Here is a 19,635-nt window from a genome sequence, read left to right on the forward strand (position 1 = left end):
ACCTCTTCTCCCAGAGAGCCCACCGTTCCCTCATCGAGGCTGGAGATCCCCGCGTATCGGGATATGATGCCGTAAACTTCGGGGTGTCTGCTCTTCAGGATTCCTACCATATCTCCGGCAGGCATGAGGAGTCCCGTATCAAGATAAACGAGGTACGCGCCGATGGTATAGAGGGCATCCATATAGGCATTGTAAGCCATGTCAAACCGCTTTTCCTCCAGATAGTAATCTGCACGGCGTATATAGGCCATAACCTTCTCCATCAGCTCCGCTTCCATCCATCCCACCACGCATGGTTTATAAGGAGAGACCTAATAAACCTGTCGAGGGACTATGAGGGCGGAGAGACTCGTCTGGGCGGCCACGGTGCTCATAATAATCTACATCACGTGGGAGGCCATCAGCCCGCTGATAACGCCGATATTCTTCGGCCTGATTCTGGCCTACGCGGCCCATCCAATCCACCGGCGACTGAGTCCCAGGATTGGAAGAACACACTCGGCTTTCATTCTTACGGTGGGGATGCTCGGCCTCGGGGGTGTCGTCACCTTTGAGCTCCTCATGATATCCGTTCAGGTCGCCGCCTCTTTCTACCAAAACGTTGTCGATTTCTTCAGGTGGCTGATGACGCAGCCGCTGCCCCCGGAGGTTCTGGACTTCCTCCAGAACTTCTTCAACCAGCTGATTCCCAGGCTCTCCGAATACATATCAAAGCATGCATTCTCCCTCCCCATGTACCTTCTCCAGCTCGTTGTCTTCCTGTTCACATTCTACTACGCCCTGGCCTTTTCTCATGAGATAGTCGAGGAAATACGCCTGGCCATCCCCGAGAGAAACCGCCACCTGGGGGAGGAGATACTGAAAAGCCTCAACAAGACGCTGGGTGCCCTTGTAAGGGCCTGGCTGATACTCAATATAATAAAAGGTGTCCTGATGACGCTTGGATTCCTGATCTTCGGTGTTTCCGACATCTACACTGCGATAGTCGCTGGCTTCCTGACGTTCGTCTTCTCCTTCGTCCCCCTGTTTGAGGGCTGGATGATATGGCTCATCGCGGCAGTGTACTTTGCCAAGGAGGGCATGTATCTACACGCGGTCGGGATATCCATCTACGGCTTTCTGCTGGTCTCCCCGATGCCGGACTACACGATAAGGCCCATGATGGTTGCAAAGGATGCCAACCTGGACGAGACCCTGGTCTTCATCGGCATGATAGGGGGAACCTGGGCCATGGGGGTCAAGGGGCTCATAATAGGGCCCATAGTCCTCAACCTTCTCCTCGTCCTCCTGAAGGAATGGAGGAAGGTCGTATCTAAAGAATCCTCACGCCAGCACTCTCAAGCTCCCTCAAAGCCCGCTCCTCGTCCTCCTCATCTATCCCCTTGACCGCGTCGCGGAGAAGGTAGGTCTCGAAGCCGTGCTTGACGGCATCGAGGGCGGTCGCCTTAACGCAGTACTCGGTTGCAACGCCGCAGATGTAGACCCTCTTGACCCCGCGTTTTTTAAGGATCTCCGCCAGTTCGGTGCCCTCAAAGCCGGAGTACGCCTCCCTATCGGGCTCCGTCGCCTTGGAGATTATCACCGCATCGGCCGGAAGCTCCACCACGAACTCCGCCCCTTCAGTCCCTCTGACGCAGTGCCTCGGCCATGGGCCACCCTGTTCCCTAAAGCTGATGTGGTTTTCAGGGTGCCAGTCCCTCGTTGCCACGATCAACGCTCCCCGCCCCATAAAGGCCCTGATGTACTCGTTGCACCTTGGGATTATCCTGTCCCCCTCTGGAACCGGCAGAGCGCCGCCGGGCATGAAGTCCCTCTGCATGTCCACAACTATGAGCGCCTCCTCGGGCATCTGCCTCACCACATATAGATTCGCTAAAAAGGTTAAAACCCTTATCAGAACAGCTCCCCTCTTATGAACCTCTTGGTCAGCTCGTTCCTCGGGTTCTCAAAGATATCCCCCGTTTTTCCCAGCTCGACTATCCTCCCCGCATACATGTGGGCGACCCTGTCGGCGAGCCTCTTTGCCTGGAACATGTTGTGGGTCGAGAAGACTATCGTCGTTCCGTTCTCCCTGGTGATCTCCCTTACGATGTCCTCTATTATGGCTGAGTTCGTTGGGTCAAGATTAGCGGTCGGCTCGTCCATCAGGAGGAGCTTCGGCTCAAGGACTATCGCCCTCGCTATGGCAACGCGCTGCTTCTCCCCACCGGACAGCGTTTTTGCCTTTCTGTTCTCGTAGCCCTCAAGCCTCACGAGGGAGAGCACCTCGCGGACTCTTCTCTCAATCTCGGCCTTGGAGTAGCCCCTCAGCCTCAGGCCGTAGGCTATGTTCTTGAAAACCGTCGTGTTGAACATGATGGGAGTTTGAAACACCATCGTGACCTGCTTTCTCAGCTCCCCGGGTCGACTCCAGTTCACGGGCATCCCATCAAAGACGTACTCCCCGGAGTCGGGCCTCTCAAGTAATGCCAGAATCCTCAGGAGGGTGGTTTTTCCGGCCCCACTGTGCCCCATGACGCAGAATATCTCGCCCTTTTTGACCTCAAGGCTCACGCCGTCCAGTGCCCTGTGGTCTTCGTAGGTTTTGGTCAGGTTCTCGACCCTTACTATCATTCCAACCACTTCCGCACGAGGTTTGAAAGCAGGTTCACGGCGAGGACTATGCCCATGAGGATTATGCCCAGAGCTATTGCCACGCTTATCTCCGCCCTGACAGTGTACATCTGTATGGCCGTCGTGAGAACCCTCGTGTTGTAAACGCCGCCCTTGACGTAGATGTTGCCGCCGATCATTAGGGCTATGCCGAGTTCGGCTATGGCCCTGTTGAAGGCCGCTATGATGGCCAGAACTATCCCACCGACGCTCTCCCTGACGACCTGAAAGGAGGCACGTATCTCATCCGCACCGAGAGTTAACGCCAGCTCCCTTATTTCGCCCTCTATCGACTCCAGCGAGTTCACCACTATGCTCATGATTATCGGGGTTATCAGAAGGGCCTGACCGATGCTTATTCCCATCTCGGTGTAGAGAAGGCCGAGAGAACCGAGTGGACCAAGGGGGACGAACATGAGGTAGAGCACAAGACCCCAGATAACGGTCGGGACTCCCATGAGGCCGTTTATCAGGGTCTTAACCAGCCACTTGCCGGGGAAATCCTTCAGGCCGAGGAGCACCGAGATCGGCAGAGACCATGCCACCGCCATAAGCGTTGCCATCCCCGAGACCTTGATGGACCGTAGGGCTATCTCTATCACGTATGGATCATCTATCAGCTTCACCGCCTCTGAAAATCCCTGGATTATGTAGTCCCACGCCATCTCTCATCCACCCGGAGATGGAAGGAAAGAATAAAAGGCTTAGCCCTCGACCACCGAGGCCGGGAACTCAAAGAAGCTGTAGGTGGCGTTGTACCTGAACTTCTCGGGGCACTCGGTGTATTTGTCGCCGTCCTTCATGAAGCCGTACTTGATGATCCACCTGAAGACCTCCCCCTGTTCGCTCTTGAGAACCGGAACGGCGGGGTAGAACAGAGGCCTCCCGAATTCCTCCTTGCCGTATTCGGCTATGGCCTTCTGCCCCTCATCGCTGGTGAGCCACTCTGCGAGGAGCATCGCGTCCTCAAAGTCCTTGTCGGGTATCTTCTTCGGGTTGATGATGATTATGGCGTAAACGTTTATAAGCTCCTCCCCCTTGTCAACTAGGACGTCAAGGTCTATCTTGCCCTCCTTCTGGTATTTGAGGTAGGTTCCTATGTCGGAAAGGGTGTAGGCCTTTCTCTCGCTCGTGTACAGGAGCGTATTCCCCATTCCAGCGCCGGTCGTCCCGAACCAGCTCTCGTTCTTCAGCTCATTGAAATCAAAGCCGGCCTTCTCCCACAGGGCTATCTCCTTCGTGTTGGTTCCCGAACCGTCGTCCCTTGAGACCCAGACGATTTCGTTGGGGTGGGCCCTTCCATACTCGACGATTTTCTTAAGGGCCTCTGAAACGCTCAGGCCCCTTATCCCAGCGGGGTCGTCCTTCGGGCCGACTATCACGAAGAAGTTGTACGCGAAGACCTTTCTGTTCACGCCGTAGCCTTCTTCCATAAAGGGCTGCTCCTTTGAGAGGGCGTGAACGAGTATGGCATCGCTGGCACCGCTTTTAGCATCGAGAATTGCCCCCCCTGTCCCTTTGGGAATAAAGCGGAGCTCTATGTTGTACTTCTCCTTGAAAATCGGCGCAACCACGTCTTCAAGTATGCCGGTATCGTAGAGGCTTGTGGTGGTTGAAATCGTAAGAACCCTGGGCTTCTCCGTCGCCGTCTGAGTTCCGCCGGTGCCCCCTATGCACCCGTAGGAAAGCCCGGCAATGAGCAGGACCAGCAAAACAAGTACCTCTACCCTCTTATTCATAGTGACCACCGTTAGCTGGATGAAGACAAAACTTATAAACATTTTTGTCCATTTTAAGCGTTTTTGTTTAACAAGAGTTCCGTTCCCACGGGAGTCCAGGGATGAAAAGTGTGAAAACTAAAGCTCAAGCCTATCCCTGAACCGGGACATATCAACACCCTTGTCCATTCCAAAGAGGTAGGCCAAAACTTTCTCGTCCAGGTCACCGTAGCGCTCGCGCATTGATCCGATACCTTCGATGACCTCCTCCCTCTCCCAGCCAAGGGATTCGGCTATGTAAGAGACCATCTCGTTGAAAAAATCCTCACCTGCCTCTTCCTCCGCGAGCAGGGCTTTGTTGACGACCAGAAGGCCGTCCTTTTCCTCAAGGAGTCCCTCCTCCAGAGACTTTGCTATTAGCTCCTTCGCGGCCTTTACATCCATCAGGCGGAGGCTGAAGGAGAGTATCCCAATGAGCTCGCTCCGGGTGAACTCCATAGAGCCCTTATACTCAACTGCGCGTTTTATCGGGTGCACGCAACCACCTAACTTTTTTAGGGCGCTGGAATAAATAAACCTTTGCATACCGCCGTTAGATGTTTAAGCACCGGCGAGAACTCCAAACGGTGATGCCGATGGAGCAGAGGACTCACAGGTTAACCTCCGAAAAACTGGTTGGAAAGCCCGTGAAAATTGAGGAGAATTACGCGGAAGTCCTTCTGGAGACCACCGAGGAGATGGCCGTTGATGAGTACGGACTTGTTCACGGCGGCTTCACCTTCGGACTGGCCGATTACGCGGCCATGCTGGCCGTTAACGAGCCCACCGTCGTCCTCGGAAAGGCGGAGGTCAAGTTCCTGAAGCCCGTCAAGGCAGGTGAAAAGCTGAGGGCAAAGGCAGAGGTTATAGAAGAGTCTGGAGGGGGTGTGAGGGACAGAACGTCCCCCCGGAGGAAGAAACTGGTGAAAACAGAGGTCTTCAACGAGAGGGGAGAGAAGGTCTTCGAGGGAACCTTCCACTGCTACGTGCTGGAGAAGCACGTGCTCGAATGAGCCAAAATTTTTTAAGCCGTAATATCGTATCCCGATATCGGTGTTCGATATGAAGTACCGTGACTTCCTGACGCTACACGTCCTCCATCACGCGAGTGAAGAGCCCGTCACCGGATCATTCCTGATGGAAGAGCTCGGGAGACACGGCTACAGCATCAGCCCGGGGACGATGTATCCCCTCCTTCACTCCCTCGAAAAGGAAGGCCTCCTGAAGAGCCACTGGGAAGTGAGGGATGGTCGGCGGGTCAGGGTCTACGAGATAACTGAGGCCGGCCTGAGTGCCCTCAGCGAGGGCAAGGAGAGGCTGAAGGAACTCTGTCTCGAACTGCTGGGGGAATGAGGAATGGAGGAAAGGGATAAGAAGATCTTCGGGGTAAGCTGGAACGTCTTCCTGCTCGGGATAGTCAGCTTCCTCAACGACATGAGCAGCGAGATGATAATGCCCGTTATGCCGAGCTACCTGATGGAGGTTTTAGATGCCGGAAAGCTCCTCAGCGGCTCCGTTATGGGGGCGATAGAGAGCATGAGTTCCCTCTTTAAGGTGGCCTTCGGCTACGTGAGCGACCGCTTTAGAAAGAGGAAGGTGTTCGTCTTCGCCGGCTACGCCCTCTCAACCCTCGCCAAGGGCGCTTTAGCGCTCACCCGCTACTGGTGGGACTTCCTGCTCCTGCGCGCGGTGGACAGGATAGGCAAGGGTGTAAGAACCGCCCCGAGGGATGCCCTGATAGCGGAGTCGAGCGAGAGAGGAAAAACCGGGAAGTCCTTCGGCTTCCACAGGATGATGGACACGCTCGGCGCCGTTGCAGGTCCCCTAGTTGCAATAGGCCTCATCGAGCTCCTCAAGGGACTGCCTTCCGAGACAATGTACCGCTACATCTTCCTGCTCTCGGCCGTTCCAGGGGTGATATCGCTCTTCGTGATAATCCTCTTCGTGAAAGACAGGGGCGGTGAGGTCAAGAGGAAGATCAAGGGAATCTCAACGCTGAAGAACAGAAACCTGCAGCTCTTCCTGGCGGTCGTTGCCATCGGGGCGCTGGGAAGATACAGCTACGCCTTCACGATGTGGAAGGCACAGGAGCTCGGCTACTCCGTGGTACAGAGCATAGCGTTCTACGCACTTTTCAACCTCATCTACGCCCTCTCGGCCTACCCCCTGGGGGTTTACTCTGACACGTTCGGCAAGAAGAGAATGATAACCCTCGGCTTCGGGGTTGCGGCTTTGGCGGCCCTGGCTTTCGCCTACGCGAGGGACTTCTACACCCTCATAGCGGCCTTCGTTCTCTACGGCCTCTACATCGCCATCGAGGACACCATTCCACGGGCCTACATGGCGGACCTTGCGAGGGAGTACGAGAAGGGGACGATAATAGGGGCATACCACACGGTCTTCGGAATCTTCGTCCTCCCGGCGTCGGTGATAGCGGGCTGGCTCTGGGGGAGCTACTCATTGGCATACTCCTTCACCTTCGCCGCGGCCATGAACGTCATCGCCATGCTTTTAATGACCTTCGTGGGGGAGTAAATCTCCCCCGATTTCATTAATTTCAAGTAGAAAATATAAGGGGGCGCGGTTCATGCCCCAAGTTTCTCCAGCTCCTCCTTTCCAACGAGAAGAGGCCTCCCGGATTCAATGACGTAGCTGAGCTCCCACTTAACTTCGCCCCTGTTCATAGCCCTTGCATAGCGCTCGGCTATCTCCTCAGCCTCCTCAAGTGAAGACGCCTCGACGATCCTCCTGACGTACCACTTCATATCGCCGAAGCGAAGCTTGAACTCCGCCATGTACATGGGCACCACCGCAGAAAGTTGGATGGGAACTATAAAAAACCTAAGGCTCCATAGCCCGGTAAATTCCCTCGACCTCCTCCGCCTCGAAGACCTTCCCACCCTCCTTGGTCTTCAGCTCGACGATGACCCTCCCGGGCATCCTCTCGACGTCCTCCTCGACCTTCCGGGTGCTGAGGACCTGGATAAAGGCATCCCCAAGCCTCTCGAACTTAAAAACGAGCGCATCGTCTTCCCAGCGGTAACCGCGGTAAGAAACGCCCCCCATCCTGAAAGTAACCTCAAGAACTACCCTCATCAACATTCCCCCGTATTTTCTTCAAAAGACATTCTCGCAGGGGGTTAAAAAGGTTGGGAGGAAAAGGGAGCATCAGGCCTTCTTCAGCCTGACGACCTGCTTGGCGAACTCCTCAAGCACTTCCTTCCTCATACCCTCAAAGAACTTTATTGAGCCCGCGTAGCTGTGGCCGCCGCCCTCTATTCCGGCACTCGGCAGCGTCTCCTGGAGCTTCGGGATTATCTCGTTCAGGTCGAAGCCGTAAGCGGCCATTCCATCCGCCGCCCTGACCACCGCGAAGTCCGGGCCGTAGGCGAGGGTCAGGATAGGCGCGTCCTCGCCGTACTTCTCCTTGAAGTGGTCGTGGATGAGCCCGGAGAGCTTTCCTGGGCTCGGGTAGGAGAACTTCGGCGCGAAGAGCTCGATGTCTATCGTGTTGAACCTTATGCCGTTCGGCAGGACGACGCTCTTGACGTGCGGTAGAGAGGCCCTCAATGCCTTCTCCTGCTTCTCCTTGACCTCCGGGTAAATCGCGTTGATGAGCTCGCGGTGCCTCTGGAGGTTGCCGGTCAGGAGGAGTATCTCGTCGATTATCCCGTGCCCGTCCATGAACTTCCAGAAGTAGGCCTCGTGGTCTATCACCTCGGCTATCTTCTTGAGGTCCTCCTCGTCGAGCCCTTTGGCCTTCTTCGCTATCTCAAGGTACTGGTAGAACTCCGGGGCCTTGCTCCTGTCGCCCGTTCCGGCTATGGCGGGCAGGTGCTTTATCCTGTCCTCAACCTCAGGGTTGATGAAGCGCGCCACCTCCGTCGCCAGCATTCCGGCCGTTAATTCGTAGTAGCCGCGCTTTATGTGGTGCGGGTTGACGTGGACGTCAACGTAGTCGTCCACCTTCGCCCTGTCCTCGCTCACCCACTCCCTTGGATCGTGGTGGTCTATGACGACTATGGGAACCCCATAGGCCCTTATGCGCCTGTAGGCCGGGATGTCCTCGCTCGTCCCGCCGTTGTCCACTATGACGAGGAGCGGGAGAGGGTCACCAAACTTCTCATGGTCCTCGACCATGAATATGATGTCCTTGAGGACATCCTCCAGCTCGTAGAAGGGCGCCCTGCTCGGTCTGCGCTTGAAGAGCTTCCACCTCGCGCCGGAATCAGGCGAAACCTGCTCGATGAGCGGGACTATCGCATACTCAAGGGCCAGGCCCGAGGTGTAGCCGTCCGCATCCGCGTGGTGCCTCAGGAGGATGGGCCTTCCCTCGTAGATTGCGCGCCTTATCATGAAGGCGGCCTTCATTATCTTGGGCTTCAGGGCCTCAAGAACCTCGCTCTCCACAAGGAAGCCGACGTCCCGGGGCTGGGCCTTCCTGTCGAGCTCCTCCTCTATGCGCTTTTTGACCTCAGCCGCTTCCGGCCCCCATAGCCTCGCCATGTCGCTGGTCTCGATCTGTATCTCCCCGGCGTGGAAGGCCACCTTGCCTATTATCTCGACGACGTCGCCCACGTTTATGTTGGGATAGGCCCTGACACCAGGGGCCTCAAAGGCGGCCGCCCAGGTTATTCCCGTTCCATCGGTTATCGTGAAGACGGTCGGACCACCGGTCACCTGTATCTGGGTCACCTTGCCCCTCAGCCTCACCGTCTGACCGGCCATGTCCTTGCTGAGCTCGCCGATTGGAGTAACCGGAAGCTCCTTCCTCACAGTCACCTCCTTGTAGTGCTTGAGAGCCGACTCGATGAAGTCCACTTCGCCCTTGTCGGGGCGGACGTCGAGAACCTGAACGAGAATCTCCTCGCCGGGCTTGTACTCCCTACCACCAAGGAGGTCTTTCCGCCTTACGAGGCCCCTAACGTGCGGGTTTAGCCTGACGAAGATTCCGAAGCGCTCCACCCTGTCGATGGTTCCTTTGTAGACGTTGCCGACCTCCACGTCCTCCAGGTCACAGGTCTTATCCAGAACATAGACCACCTTGTACTTCCTCATGCATTCCGAGCAGACCCACGTTGTCTCCATGCCGGGCTCCCAGGGCTCTTTGACCTTGCCGCAGATGTCACAGGCAAGAACCCTTCCGGTACCCCCACAGGTCGGACACGTATCGTAAACCGGAACGACGCCCTTTCCGTGGCACTCGGGACAGGGTATCTCGTCCACCTCGTCCTCGACACCGAGGTAGTCAAGGTTCCTGTAACCCTTCAGCTTGTCCCCCACTTTGAAATCAGCGGGAACATATCCCCACCCCTCGCAGACGGGGCATTCCTTCTCGCCGGCCTTGATTTTCCCGGTTCCATGGCACTCGGGACAGTCCTTAACCACCATGAGCATCACCCTAGAAACCTCTCATCTGAGAGACCTAGGCCGGCTCCGGCTTATAACCTTTTGTCTCCGCCCTACCGAAGAAGCCCCAGAAGACCACCATGGAGAGGCTGTACAGGATGGCCGTTATCATGAACGGCCAGGTGAGGGAGAAATCAAAGAGCCTGCCGCCCAGGTACTGCCCCACACCAAACGTAGCGGTCCATGACAGGTTGTTGAGTGCCATGACGGTTGAACGCTCCTCCTTTTTGAAGAAGCCCACCATAAAGGAGTTCCAGATCGGGTTGACGATGTTCATCAGGATGGTTCTGACGGTGTAAATCACCGCGGCTATGAGGAAGGTTGGGGAGAGGGGCATAGCCGCTATAAGGAGGCTGGCGCTCCCGTTGAAGGACACTATGGTCTTGACGCTGCCGAACCTGTCCGCTATCATCGGAAGCAGGAACATTCCCAGCCCCATGATGAACTGCTGGAGGGCGAACAGCCATCCGATGTTTTCCAGGCTGGTTCCAAAGCGCTGGTTGAACCAGAGCCCCATGTAGGGTATCGTAACCCCCGCACCCAGGCCGATGAGCGCGCTCGGAAGGGCGAAGCGTCCTATCCTGACGAGAAGACTCCTGTTGAGCTTGAGCTTCTTTTCTGTCTCGGCCAGAACAGACCTGACGAACAGCACCAGTACGAACCTCACCGGGATTATAACGAGGACTAAAGCGAAGACCTCCCTGTACGAGAGATACCTCGGGAGGAAGCCGGCCAGAATCAGGCCAACGGCTGAGCCTATTGTCCCCATTGCCGAAGAGAGACTGAAGAGGTAGTGCCTCTTCTCGTCACTCACCTCACCGCTGAGCAGTGCCATGTAGGATGGGTTCTCAAAGGCCATACCGATGCCCACAAGAACGCCGCCCAGTGTCAGAAGGGCTATCGTGGGGTAGGCCACCTGAACCAGCCTCCCGATGAACATCAGGAAGACTCCCAGGAGAACCGCCTTTTTGTATCCCATTTTCGTGCCGAGGGGGCCGGAAAACAGGAGAACGCTGGCCTGAGCTATGGTGGACATGGAGAAGACTATCCCGATGTCGGTGTAGCTGAAGCCAAGGGACTTCAGGTAAAACGGGAAGATGAACCACGCTATGTTGCCCCCAAGCCAGGAGATGAAGGAATAACCCACAAGCAACCATGCGTCTCTGCTGAATCCCCTGTAGTTCTGCAGCGACATGAACGTTCAGACCGCTGTCGAGTATATAAACTTACCCCTCACCCAACCGAAAAGTTTATTAAAAATTTCGGGAATTACTCAGCGTTTAAATCAAAAATGCGGCTTACTCCTTGCTCAAATGAGCAAGAGTAAAATTGAAAAAACAGGGTAAAATAAGATTTCACATTTCTTCCATGAACTTCTCCACGGCGAGCCTTGTCTCGGCGTACGTCTTTCCCGCAAGGATTATGACCTTGTAGTTCTGATTTTTCGGGTTCTTGAGCTCCTTTATCACGTAGCCCTTCTGGTCTATCTCGGCCTTGATGGCATCTATGGTGTTCTTTCCGTAGGCCTGCTCCAGCAATGCCCAGGCCTTGTTGCTCACCCATCCCCCGACTATTATGACGTTCTTGTCGGTAGGGAAGTCCTTGAGCTGCGTGTCCTCGATGATGAACTTGTAGACGTCGTCCGTCGCCTCAATCTTGGGCGCGGTTATGGAGACCTTCCTGGTCACCGAGACAACGCGGACGAAGCGGTAGCCCTCAACCCCGACTATCTCACCCTCGTTGTTCTTTGCGAAGACTGGAACTATCTCAAGGCCCCAGTTCGTGGGCAGCTTAAGGGCCGAGCCCTCGCCGATGAAAACCCTCTTGAAATCGACCAGGCTCTCGTTGACGTGAAGGTAGAGGATGTAGAGGTTGTTGTTCGGGTCTATATCCCAGACCCACTGGCCACTGTAAACGTCGCCGTCCTGGTACTGCTTGACCTTCTCGTAGTACCAGTAGTTGTAGGTGACCATGAGGGTTCCGCCGACGCCAACGAAGAAGTCGGTGGGGGCAAAGAGGAACAGCTCCTTAACGCCCCTCTCAAGGAGTTCGTTGATCCTTGCAGATGGGTATGTGCTGAAGATCTCGAAATCCTCGTTCCCATCAGCATCAACGTACATTATGTAGTAGCTTCCCTTCTCCATGGTCTTCTGCTTTATCATGCCACTCGGATACGTGAGGTCAACGAGCATCTCTTCCTGGTTTATGTTTATGTCCACGAACTTTATGCCCCAGCTCCCGACGGATATGCTCTCACCGAGGGAGCTTGAGGTGGAGTCAACCTCGGTGTAGGCGTAGAAGTACATCGTGTCCTTTCCGTCGACCGTCGTTGAGATGACCCTGTAGTCACCGCCGATGTCGAGAGGGGTCGTGTTCTCGTTGAATACTATCTCCACGCTCCTGTCGGTGAACTCGGCGGCTTTTTTGGTGGAGTTAAAATCGACGCGGGAGAAGTTGACCTGGATGACTATGCCGTGCCCAACCGGCTCATCGCTAACGTTAACACCGACGTCAGGCATGTCGCGGGGGTTGAGCTTGTAGGTCTGGTTTTCATCGGGGATGAGCACGCTGTGGTACTCCACCGGCACAGAAACGGTCTTTGTATACGTTCCCTGAGAAACGCCCTTGAGAACAAGAAAAGCACCGAGTCTCGAACCCGTTATAGCGTCCTCACCTATGTGAAGCGGCACCCCGTTGACTATCTTGGTGGTAGGCAGAACTATCACTGTGTTGGAAGAATTGATGCCCGCAATCGCTGCATTGATCGGCGTAAGGAGCAGGCCCAGAACTACCAGGCCCATAAACAGAACCAAAGCCCTTTTCATCGTTTATCACCGATTTAAAGTGCATCTCAACCTTTATAACCTTTCCCTGGAAGTTAATTCTGCGATGATGAGTGAATCCAATGCTGACGGGATGATGAACCCAGAACCTGAGCGCCAGATTGAAAACGAAAGGCGAACCAAAATGGAGAAACAGCTTGAGGAGCTCTACTCCAGCATCCAACAGCTGAAAAAAGAGAACGAGGAACGGAAAGCTCCAGACCAGCTTGGGTGGGACGACATCGCCCAGGAAATCATCGGCGCGGTCACCTTTGCCCTTCCGTTTCTATTCACTTCAGAGCTGTGGGAGATAGCCAAGGACATCTCAGTTGAACGCTCCCTTCTGGTGTTCTTAATGACCCTCGGAGTCGCCTACCTGTTCATCGCCAAATCCCGGATAGGGAACCTCAAGAGAGAGGAGCTGTTTCACGTTCCCAAGAGGCTCCTGACGGTCACGGGGATAGCGTACTTCATCTCAGCCGGGCTGATATACCTCTACGGGATAAACAGCCTGGCCGACTTCACGGGCGGACAGTACCTCAACGCTACCATACTTATAAGCACCTTCGCCGTGATAGGTGCGATAACCGTTGACATGGTGAAGTGAATGAGGCTCGTAACTGGAAAAAGGTGGGAAGCGTTCGCAGATGAAAAATCACTGCTCTTCCCGGAATACCGGAAGAACCGCGATGAACTCATCGACTTCGTTGATTCCCTGAAGGGGGAAGAAACCGTGGTCACGGCGAGCCTTGAGCTTGCCGATTTAATCGCCTGGAAGTTCAGGCGGGGCGAGGAGAACGTTCTCGTGTACTCCGACACCGGAAAGAGCCTCACTCTCAAGGAGGTCTATGAGCTGAGGAAATACCTCGACTTCGACATCCGCGGCGGCTTCTCCGGGGGAAAGGCCGGGGCAAGCGTCCTGTTTGTTGAGGGCAAAACCGACGCCAAGTTCTTCAAGGCGGTCTTCAAGAAGCTCTTTGAGTTCAAGGAGAGCCGGGAAGCCCCCTACAGCCTGAGGTTCATCGAGCGCGTCTTTGAGAGGGACAACTTCGACCTGCTCAAGCGGGAGGAGGACGACTACTACCTCGCGGTGATCCCGAGTGAGGGCAACTCCGGCGTTATAAGGAACCTCGGCAACATCCTCAGGGCGATGGATACCTTCAACTTCCCGGTTGGGAAAATCGGAGTCGCCATCGATATCGACGAGGACAGGGAGAGCGCCCTCGCCTCGATAGCCGGGAAACTCTCGGGATTCAAACACGAGAGAACGCGCCTCGGCTATAAAGTTGGAGAAACCGAGGTAATACCGCTGGTAATAGGCCTGCCCTTTGAGGACGAGACGATAGAGTGGAAGAAGCCAACGGTTGAAGACCTCATGCTCCACCTCATAGCGAGGGAGGGACTGCTCGAGAGGATAAAGCCCGGCCTGAGGGCCCTCAACGGGAGCCTCGGGAGAAAGCTCAAGCCCAAAGAGGTTATGTACCTCGCCCTTTCCGCCTACGGCCACTGGGGCAACCTTGAGGGCTTTTACGAGCTCTTCGTCATGCGCTCCCGGTTCAGAAACCTCAAAGCAGTCCTCAGAGAGGCAGGACTCATGGAAGGCCTTGCCTACCTGGCCGGAAGGGAATTGGAGAGGAGGCGTTGAGTTTTTATTCCCCCGCTCCTAACCCAATCCGGTGGTGAAGGTGAAGCTCGCTTCATTCGACGTCTGGAACACCCTCATGGACATAAACATCATGCTCGACGCCATGGCGGTTGAACTTTCCAAGCTCATGGGGACGTGCCTGATAGACGTCGTCGAGGGGATGATGCTCACCCGCGAGAGGATAAAACGGATGAGGGCTAAAACCGCAGGGAACCCAGCCAGGGCCCTCGAAGAGAGCCAGGAGATGCTCGCGGAGCTCCTTGGGATAGAGGTGGAGCTCGTCAAGAGGGCCGCCGCCAGGGCAGTTCTGAAGGTAGATGAGGATATAGTCCTCCCCGGGGCAAAGGAAGCTCTGGAAGGCGTCAAGAGAAAGGGCCTGAAGGTCACCGTAACGGGCAACGTGATGTTCTGGCCGGGCTCCTACACGAGGCTCCTGCTCGAAAGGTTCGGCCTGATGGATCACATCGACAAGACCTTCTTCGCGGACGAGGTTCTCGCCTACAAGCCGATGCCGGAGATGTTCAGAAAACCGCTGGAGGTCTTTGGAATCGAGCCGGGCGAGGCAATCCACATCGGCGATACCTACGCAGAGGATTTTGAGGGCGCACTGAGTGCCGGCATGTGGGCCGTCTGGATAAATCCGGAGGCAGAGGAGGTCAGAAGAATCCACGGGAGGGGCTTTGAGGTTCCTGCTGTGGAGGGGATTTTGGAGGTGCTGGAGAGGATAGAAAGGGAGGACTAACAAAGAAGCTTGCCTTCATTTCTTCCCCTTCGGCTGTAGCCACGCCCCCAGCCCGACCTGCCGCGTCTTCTGGTAGCGCAAGTCCTCCTTCTTGTAGCCGAAGGCCTTGAGGATTCTCTCCACCGCCGGCAGAACCTGGTTCTCGATGTAATAGTCTGCATCGTACCTGTGCTTGGTCGGGTCGAACTCGTCAAATGGAATGGCCCTGTCCCCTATCCTGCCGGAGCCCCTGAGGACGATGTAGCTGATAACCGTGCCGGGACGGATTTTAATCCCCTTCGCGGCGAGGCGCTTCGCTATGGCCACGTGCGGGCCTGTCGCCTTGTAGTCCTTCAGCTCCCTGGTTATCTGCTCGTGGATGACGAGCTTCTCGGGCGGAACCTCGTACTTGCTCAGCTTTTCCGTCACTTCCTTGACAATCCTCACGGCCTCCTCGACGTCACCGTGCCTCAGTATCGCCTCAAGAACCCTCGCCTGGGTCTCCTTCGCTATCTCGCTCCAGTCGCGCCGGACGATCTCAAGCCCGCGCGTGGTTATCTTGCCCTCTTCATCGATTACGGCGTACTTCTTCTTGGTCACGAAGAAGCCGCGCCTGTAGAAGCCCTCGTACTCGAGTTCGAGCAGACCGGGCAGCTTGGGGTTAATGTAGTTAAGGAACTCCCTGGCCTTCTTTTTGACGGTTTCGGCGTCCGCACCGGGTATTGTGGCATGGAGACCATCGGTGTCGGCATAGAGGACCTTAAAGCCGTATTTTTCCTCCAGCTCACGTATGACGGTCTCAATGTACTCCCTGCCCCAGGCAGTAACGCTCTCGGCACACTCCTTGCAGTACCACCTGGCCCGGGCATAGCCGTAGTAGCCGTAATAGCTGTTGTGAGCATACAGCATTCCAAATCCAGCCAAAAAGTTCTCGTTCTCCTCAACGCTCAGGTCGTAGACGTAGCCGTCGTAGTCCTCTACCGTGACTTTCTCAACTTTATCGAGCACGATATCTCCCTCAAGGAGCCAAAAAAGTCTATTGGCTTTCCTTGCGTCAAGTTCGCCCTTCTCAACTCTTTCCATGAGTTTCGCGGGACTCATGTTCTTCTGGAACCGTTTTCCAAAGATGTCCTCTAATATCTCCTTTGGAATCACGTGAGAGTAGTAGGCGTTCTTTTTCTTACTGTTGCCGAGGAACGGAAGCTCCTCATTAACGAGAACCCTGTAAACCCCGCTGTCAAACCTTATCTTGACGGCAGAAACTCCAAGAGAGTTGAGTAAGATAACCAGACCGTTTACCAGCTCCTCGCTCTTTGTGGAAAGCCTAGCCCTCTTGCTCGGATGGAGGTCACCGTCTCCAATGAAGTAGCCCTCAAGGAAGGCCCAGCGCACGCTCTCCAGGGATGTAAATATAACCTCAGGAACCCGTTTGTTTTCAGCCAGAGTACCGCAAAGGCTCTCAAAGAGCACGTAGGCCATTTTCCTTGGTATCTCGACGTAGTTCTTTCCGCGTCTCACCTTTCCGAAGAATTTGGAGGCGAGCCTTTCCATATCGTCGAGAACCCTCTGGTCGTTGTTGTAAAGCTTAACCGAATAGCTCCACCCATTCTTTTGGTTCCTCTGCTTTCTTGCGTAACCTTCACTGACGTAGTAGCCGAGGAGTTTTGCAAAGTCTTCGTTGACTTCAATAAGAGGCTCCACCCTGAGGCCGTTGAGGGTTCCAACCTTCCACTCCCTGAGCTCTTTCTCTGGCATAAACCTTATCTTATCCCTAAGATCATCGAAGTGCACAAGATACTCCCTCTTGTTGCCGTTGTACTTCACCTTCTCGGCGAGAACTTCGTAAAGCCTTCTGTAATTCCTCAGGGCTTCCTCGTTATTCACCTCGTAGCCAATTTTCCTGAGCCTGACGTAGCCGAGATTTTGGAGGTGTTTGAGGTATCTCCGGGCGGTTCTGGGTCTCTTCTCTTCTCCGAAAATCCAGCGAAGGGTTCTCAGCATGCCTTTAAAGAAGTTCTTGCGTCCTTTAACCGGAATCGTCAGCACAATGTCAGCGGTCTCTTCTTCAGGGAGGCTGAGGAGGATCTCTACAAGGTTTATCCTCTCGTGCCTTTCTGGGAGATTAATCCTTCTTGGAACAGCTATAAAGTCCCCGGGTTTTATTTTTCCACCGGCAATTTCAACAAGCTCCCCGTTTCTGACTGTGAACAGGCTGTGTCCCTCTGTGACCTTGATCTTCCTTCCCGACGAAAGCTTTATGTCGTATACTTTCCCACGATAGCGGTGCCGTATGAGGGCTTTGACGGACTTTACCTCGGACATCTTAGTTTTTCTGTTAAAGGAAATTGTCTCCACGCCCGAAACTTCAAGAACCTCAGTTCTATCACTTTTCAGGGGCTTTCTTTCCTTCATCGCCCTATCCGCAAAATCGCCGATTCTCACCAATTTGACCCTTCCATCAATAAGCAGAGGGATCCACTCATCTGGCAGAATGCTGTTTGCAAGTATCTTAATAGCCCGCTGCCTGTAATCGAGGAGTTTCTTCTCTATCGGGTCCACTGTGGCCTTCATGCGCTTCTTTATCTTCTGCCTCTCGTCGAGCAGGTCACCGAGCAGGCTGGGAATGAAGCCCGGGAAGTCCTTACAAAAGCGATGCCCTACCTGCGGGGCCTCGTCGTACTCCTTACAGCCCTCTCGGTTGAGTGTATCGGGGGAAACGTTGTGGGTGATGATTATCGAGGGATACAGGGAGCGGAAGTCCAGATACACGATGTTCTCCCATAATCCCCTCTCGGGCTCTTTGACGTAGCCGCCAGCATAGCTCTGGCGTCTCCTCGCTAGTTCCCTCTCGCTGGGCTTGTTTGGAACCAGCTCGTTCCTCTCGTAGGCCTTCCTCAGGAGGAACCACTCAACAAGGTTGCCGGTGCTCGAGCGCGAGACGTCCCAGAGGCTCTGGCCTATAAGTCTTGAAAGCTGGGCTTCCATCGGGAAGAACTCCCTGCCGAGTTCAAAGGTGACCTTCGCGTCCTCCATGGAGTAGCGCGCAACGCGCTCAAGCCCCTCTCCCGTCTCCCAGGCGGTGGTTATCTCCTCGGGATAGACCTTTTCCTTCGGCTTCCCAAAGACGGCCTCGTAAACTGCCTCAAGGGTGTAGGTCGGAAGGTTTATCGTCCTCCTTATGACGGGGTACAGATCGAAGTGGATCCTTCCCTTCACCTCGACGGCGAAGCGGTCTCCCATTCTCTGTATCTTAGGCTCGCTCCCATCCCTGCCCAGTGTGAACTTTATACCGAGCCTTTCGCACCGTTTCTTGAGGTAGGCGAAGTCGAAGTTGTCGCCGTTGTAGGTTATGAGAACGTCCGGATCCTTCTCCTTCACAACCTTGAGGAAGCGCTTTATCATCTCCTTCTCGGTGGAGACGACATCGACATAGGGAAGGTCGATCTTCTTCCAGGTTATAACGCGCGCCTCGCTCTCGTCGGCGTAGCTTATCATAAGAATAGGCCCAATCCCGAACTCCTCGCCCTCGTGGTAGAGCGTCTCGATATCGAAGGCCAGCATCTTGAGCTCCTCGTCGCCCTCCATCGGGATGAGGCCCTTATCGATGAGGTAGCGCTTGGCGAAGGGGATGTCGTACTCGTAGATGTCTATGACAGCGGGATGCCTCCTTATCTCGTCTCGAATGGCAGGCACGTCCTGGGGATGGGTGAAGTAGAGCTTCCAGACCTCTATCGGCCTGCCGAGGAACTTCTTTTTCACCTTCTCGGCGCGCTTGACCTTAACAGCCTTTCCATGGCGCTCCACGGTTATCTTCTTCACTTCATCGATGGCAGAATCGTCCTTAAGGAGTGCATAGATGTAAGGCTCAAAGTTCCGGTCGTACTCTATCTTGAACTCGCCGTTCTCCTTCTTGAAGATTCTGATGACGGGCTTTCCATCTTCGGTGATGTAATCAACGTCGAGGATCATGAGCCACACCTGTTCAAACTATCGAATCAAACACTAATAAACTTCGCCATTGATGTCCATCAGAAGAAAGGAGAAAAAGATCAACAATCAGGGATTCATGGCCTTAGGAACAAGAGCACTGCACTTCAGAGACATTTTTCCTTGGCCTGCCTAATTCTCTCAGAGGAAGCCCATTCGTACGGATAATTGATATCGCTCAATATTTTTGCTGAGACTAGTGTCCATATAATCGCGAGTGCTATCAGAATCCCGTAATTTTGATTAAGATACCTACTAACCAAACTCGCAGGGATTATTATCCCAATGCCCGCGGAATCAATGAGAGACTTCTTTAGGAGGACATCACACAACGGTCTGCATTCGAGTCTTTTGGACAGCTCACCGCACTTATACTCGTTGTACACAATCCAAACCAAACTGGATATTATCCATGAAACGATGGCCATAATCACTACGTCTGAACTGTCCAAGGTCCCAAAAAGAAAAGAGAGACCAAAGAAAACTATTCCCTCCCTCAATAAATTGATTCTAAATCGTGCCTTGTAATATTCGTCCGTCAACTGATTTCCCCTCCAATCGATGTAGGACAAATTCCTCCAGGGGAACATGGTGGCCACGGTGGGGTTGATTTCCAAGGATATTCACTAGTAGAGTAAACTA

The 19,635-nt window shown here is 54.5% G+C and carries 20 protein-coding genes; 7 read left to right on the plus strand and 13 right to left on the minus strand.

Features of this window, described 5'->3' with window-relative positions; translation table 11 throughout:
- The coding region (locus F7C11_RS02225; RefSeq protein ID WP_297090552.1) for a hypothetical protein at window positions 1-278 on the minus strand (278 nt) is incomplete at its 3' end.
- A 55-nt stretch (window positions 279-333) separates the two neighbouring features.
- On the opposite strand from F7C11_RS02225, the gene F7C11_RS02230 reads away from it, so the two are divergent.
- On the plus strand, window positions 334-1,386 hold the full coding sequence (locus F7C11_RS02230) for an AI-2E family transporter (RefSeq protein ID WP_297090531.1): 1,053 nt from the start codon (window positions 334-336) through the stop codon (window positions 1,384-1,386).
- Here F7C11_RS02230 and F7C11_RS02235 read toward each other — a convergent pair.
- From F7C11_RS02235 to F7C11_RS02255, 5 genes are all read right to left on the minus strand, one after another.
- Window positions 1,313-1,849, minus strand: a complete 537-nt coding sequence (locus tag F7C11_RS02235; RefSeq protein WP_297090553.1) for a nicotinamidase — start codon at window positions 1,847-1,849, stop codon at window positions 1,313-1,315. The genes F7C11_RS02230 and F7C11_RS02235 overlap by 74 nt on opposite strands.
- 44 nt (window positions 1,850-1,893) lie before the next feature.
- Entirely contained in the window at window positions 1,894-2,613 is a 720-nt protein-coding gene (locus F7C11_RS02240; RefSeq protein WP_297090533.1) for an ABC transporter ATP-binding protein, read from the minus strand.
- Window positions 2,610-3,317, minus strand: coding sequence for an ABC transporter permease (locus F7C11_RS02245; protein ID WP_297090534.1), 708 nt, complete (start codon window positions 3,315-3,317; stop codon window positions 2,610-2,612). The genes F7C11_RS02240 and F7C11_RS02245 overlap by 4 nt, the downstream gene beginning before the upstream one ends.
- A gap of 39 nt (window positions 3,318-3,356) precedes the next feature.
- On the minus strand, window positions 3,357-4,391 hold the full coding sequence (locus tag F7C11_RS02250; protein ID WP_297090554.1) for a substrate-binding domain-containing protein: 1,035 nt from the start codon (window positions 4,389-4,391) through the stop codon (window positions 3,357-3,359).
- 117 nt (window positions 4,392-4,508) lie between these two features.
- Window positions 4,509-4,907 (minus strand): DUF2240 family protein, encoded by a 399-nt coding sequence (locus F7C11_RS02255; RefSeq protein WP_297090537.1) that lies wholly within the window; start codon window positions 4,905-4,907, stop codon window positions 4,509-4,511.
- A gap of 98 nt (window positions 4,908-5,005) precedes the next feature.
- Between F7C11_RS02255 and F7C11_RS02260 the strand changes: the two genes are divergently transcribed.
- From F7C11_RS02260 to F7C11_RS02270, 3 genes are read left to right on the plus strand one after another with little or no spacing between them, the layout of a single operon-like run.
- Window positions 5,006-5,422: a hotdog fold thioesterase gene (locus F7C11_RS02260; RefSeq protein WP_297090556.1), complete on the plus strand. Its 417-nt coding sequence runs from the start codon at window positions 5,006-5,008 to the stop codon at window positions 5,420-5,422.
- Window positions 5,423-5,471: 49 nt separating this feature from the next.
- Window positions 5,472-5,762 carry a PadR family transcriptional regulator gene (locus tag F7C11_RS02265; protein ID WP_297090558.1) on the plus strand — a complete coding sequence of 97 codons (291 nt, stop codon included), beginning with the start codon at window positions 5,472-5,474 and terminating at the stop codon, window positions 5,760-5,762.
- A gap of 3 nt (window positions 5,763-5,765) precedes the next feature.
- On the plus strand, window positions 5,766-6,944 hold the full coding sequence (locus F7C11_RS02270) for an MFS transporter (protein ID WP_297090539.1): 1,179 nt from the start codon (window positions 5,766-5,768) through the stop codon (window positions 6,942-6,944).
- Between the two features lie 50 nt (window positions 6,945-6,994).
- Here F7C11_RS02270 and F7C11_RS02275 read toward each other — a convergent pair whose 3' ends face one another.
- From F7C11_RS02275 to F7C11_RS02295, 5 genes are all read right to left on the minus strand, one after another.
- The gene (locus F7C11_RS02275; RefSeq protein WP_297090560.1) at window positions 6,995-7,210 is read right to left on the minus strand and encodes a hypothetical protein; all 216 of its coding nucleotides are present in this window, start codon (window positions 7,208-7,210) and stop codon (window positions 6,995-6,997) included.
- 40 nt (window positions 7,211-7,250) lie between these two features.
- Complete coding sequence (locus tag F7C11_RS02280) at window positions 7,251-7,505, minus strand: hypothetical protein (RefSeq protein WP_297090541.1); 255 nt, start codon at window positions 7,503-7,505, stop codon at window positions 7,251-7,253.
- Between the two features lie 72 nt (window positions 7,506-7,577).
- Window positions 7,578-9,800 (minus strand): DHH family phosphoesterase, encoded by a 2,223-nt coding sequence (locus F7C11_RS02285; RefSeq protein ID WP_297090562.1) that lies wholly within the window; start codon window positions 9,798-9,800, stop codon window positions 7,578-7,580.
- Window positions 9,801-9,834: 34 nt separating this feature from the next.
- On the minus strand, window positions 9,835-11,013 hold the full coding sequence (locus F7C11_RS02290; protein ID WP_297090543.1) for an MFS transporter: 1,179 nt from the start codon (window positions 11,011-11,013) through the stop codon (window positions 9,835-9,837).
- Between the two features lie 160 nt (window positions 11,014-11,173).
- Entirely contained in the window at window positions 11,174-12,643 is a 1,470-nt protein-coding gene (locus F7C11_RS02295; RefSeq protein ID WP_297090545.1) for an S-layer protein, read from the minus strand.
- A gap of 64 nt (window positions 12,644-12,707) precedes the next feature.
- On the opposite strand from F7C11_RS02295, the gene F7C11_RS02300 reads away from it, so the two are divergent.
- The 3 genes from F7C11_RS02300 to F7C11_RS02310 are packed head-to-tail and all read left to right on the plus strand — an operon-like array spanning window position 12,708 to window position 15,027.
- Window positions 12,708-13,247: a DUF2391 family protein gene (locus F7C11_RS02300; RefSeq protein ID WP_297090547.1), complete on the plus strand. Its 540-nt coding sequence runs from the start codon at window positions 12,708-12,710 to the stop codon at window positions 13,245-13,247.
- A complete protein-coding gene (locus F7C11_RS02305) occupies window positions 13,248-14,285 on the plus strand; it encodes a DUF3226 domain-containing protein (RefSeq protein WP_297090549.1) in 1,038 nt (345 codons plus the stop codon).
- 40 nt (window positions 14,286-14,325) lie between these two features.
- Entirely contained in the window at window positions 14,326-15,027 is a 702-nt protein-coding gene (locus F7C11_RS02310) for an HAD family hydrolase (RefSeq protein WP_297090563.1), read from the plus strand.
- A gap of 15 nt (window positions 15,028-15,042) precedes the next feature.
- On the opposite strand, the gene F7C11_RS02315 is transcribed toward F7C11_RS02310, so the two are convergent.
- The gene (locus F7C11_RS02315) at window positions 15,043-18,975 is read right to left on the minus strand and encodes a DNA polymerase domain-containing protein (protein WP_297090565.1); all 3,933 of its coding nucleotides are present in this window, start codon (window positions 18,973-18,975) and stop codon (window positions 15,043-15,045) included.
- A gap of 125 nt (window positions 18,976-19,100) precedes the next feature.
- Complete coding sequence (locus F7C11_RS02320; protein WP_297090551.1) at window positions 19,101-19,535, minus strand: hypothetical protein; 435 nt, start codon at window positions 19,533-19,535, stop codon at window positions 19,101-19,103.
- Window positions 19,536-19,635: the final 100 nt, after the last annotated feature.

Source organism: Thermococcus sp. (genome assembly GCF_015521605.1).
Classification (GTDB): Archaea; Methanobacteriota_B; Thermococci; order Thermococcales; family Thermococcaceae; genus Thermococcus.

Coding starts and splice junctions, on each gene's coding strand:
- F7C11_RS02230 (WP_297090531.1), top strand. CDS start 334: ATGAGGGCGGAGAGACTCGTCTGGGCGGCCACGGTGCTCATAATAATC.
- F7C11_RS02235 (WP_297090553.1), bottom strand. CDS start 1,849: ATGCCCGAGGAGGCGCTCATAGTTGTGGACATGCAGAGGGACTTCATG.
- F7C11_RS02240 (WP_297090533.1), bottom strand. CDS start 2,613: ATGATAGTAAGGGTCGAGAACCTGACCAAAACCTACGAAGACCACAGG.
- F7C11_RS02245 (WP_297090534.1), bottom strand. CDS start 3,317: ATGGCGTGGGACTACATAATCCAGGGATTTTCAGAGGCGGTGAAGCTG.
- F7C11_RS02250 (WP_297090554.1), bottom strand. CDS start 4,391: ATGAATAAGAGGGTAGAGGTACTTGTTTTGCTGGTCCTGCTCATTGCC.
- F7C11_RS02260 (WP_297090556.1), top strand. CDS start 5,006: ATGGAGCAGAGGACTCACAGGTTAACCTCCGAAAAACTGGTTGGAAAG.
- F7C11_RS02265 (WP_297090558.1), top strand. CDS start 5,472: ATGAAGTACCGTGACTTCCTGACGCTACACGTCCTCCATCACGCGAGT.
- F7C11_RS02270 (WP_297090539.1), top strand. CDS start 5,766: ATGGAGGAAAGGGATAAGAAGATCTTCGGGGTAAGCTGGAACGTCTTC.
- F7C11_RS02275 (WP_297090560.1), bottom strand. CDS start 7,210: ATGTACATGGCGGAGTTCAAGCTTCGCTTCGGCGATATGAAGTGGTAC.
- F7C11_RS02280 (WP_297090541.1), bottom strand. CDS start 7,505: ATGAGGGTAGTTCTTGAGGTTACTTTCAGGATGGGGGGCGTTTCTTAC.
- F7C11_RS02285 (WP_297090562.1), bottom strand. CDS start 9,800: ATGGTGGTTAAGGACTGTCCCGAGTGCCATGGAACCGGGAAAATCAAG.
- F7C11_RS02290 (WP_297090543.1), bottom strand. CDS start 11,013: ATGTCGCTGCAGAACTACAGGGGATTCAGCAGAGACGCATGGTTGCTT.
- F7C11_RS02295 (WP_297090545.1), bottom strand. CDS start 12,643: ATGAAAAGGGCTTTGGTTCTGTTTATGGGCCTGGTAGTTCTGGGCCTG.
- F7C11_RS02300 (WP_297090547.1), top strand. CDS start 12,708: ATGATGAGTGAATCCAATGCTGACGGGATGATGAACCCAGAACCTGAG.
- F7C11_RS02305 (WP_297090549.1), top strand. CDS start 13,248: ATGAGGCTCGTAACTGGAAAAAGGTGGGAAGCGTTCGCAGATGAAAAA.
- F7C11_RS02315 (WP_297090565.1), bottom strand. CDS start 18,975: ATGATCCTCGACGTTGATTACATCACCGAAGATGGAAAGCCCGTCATC.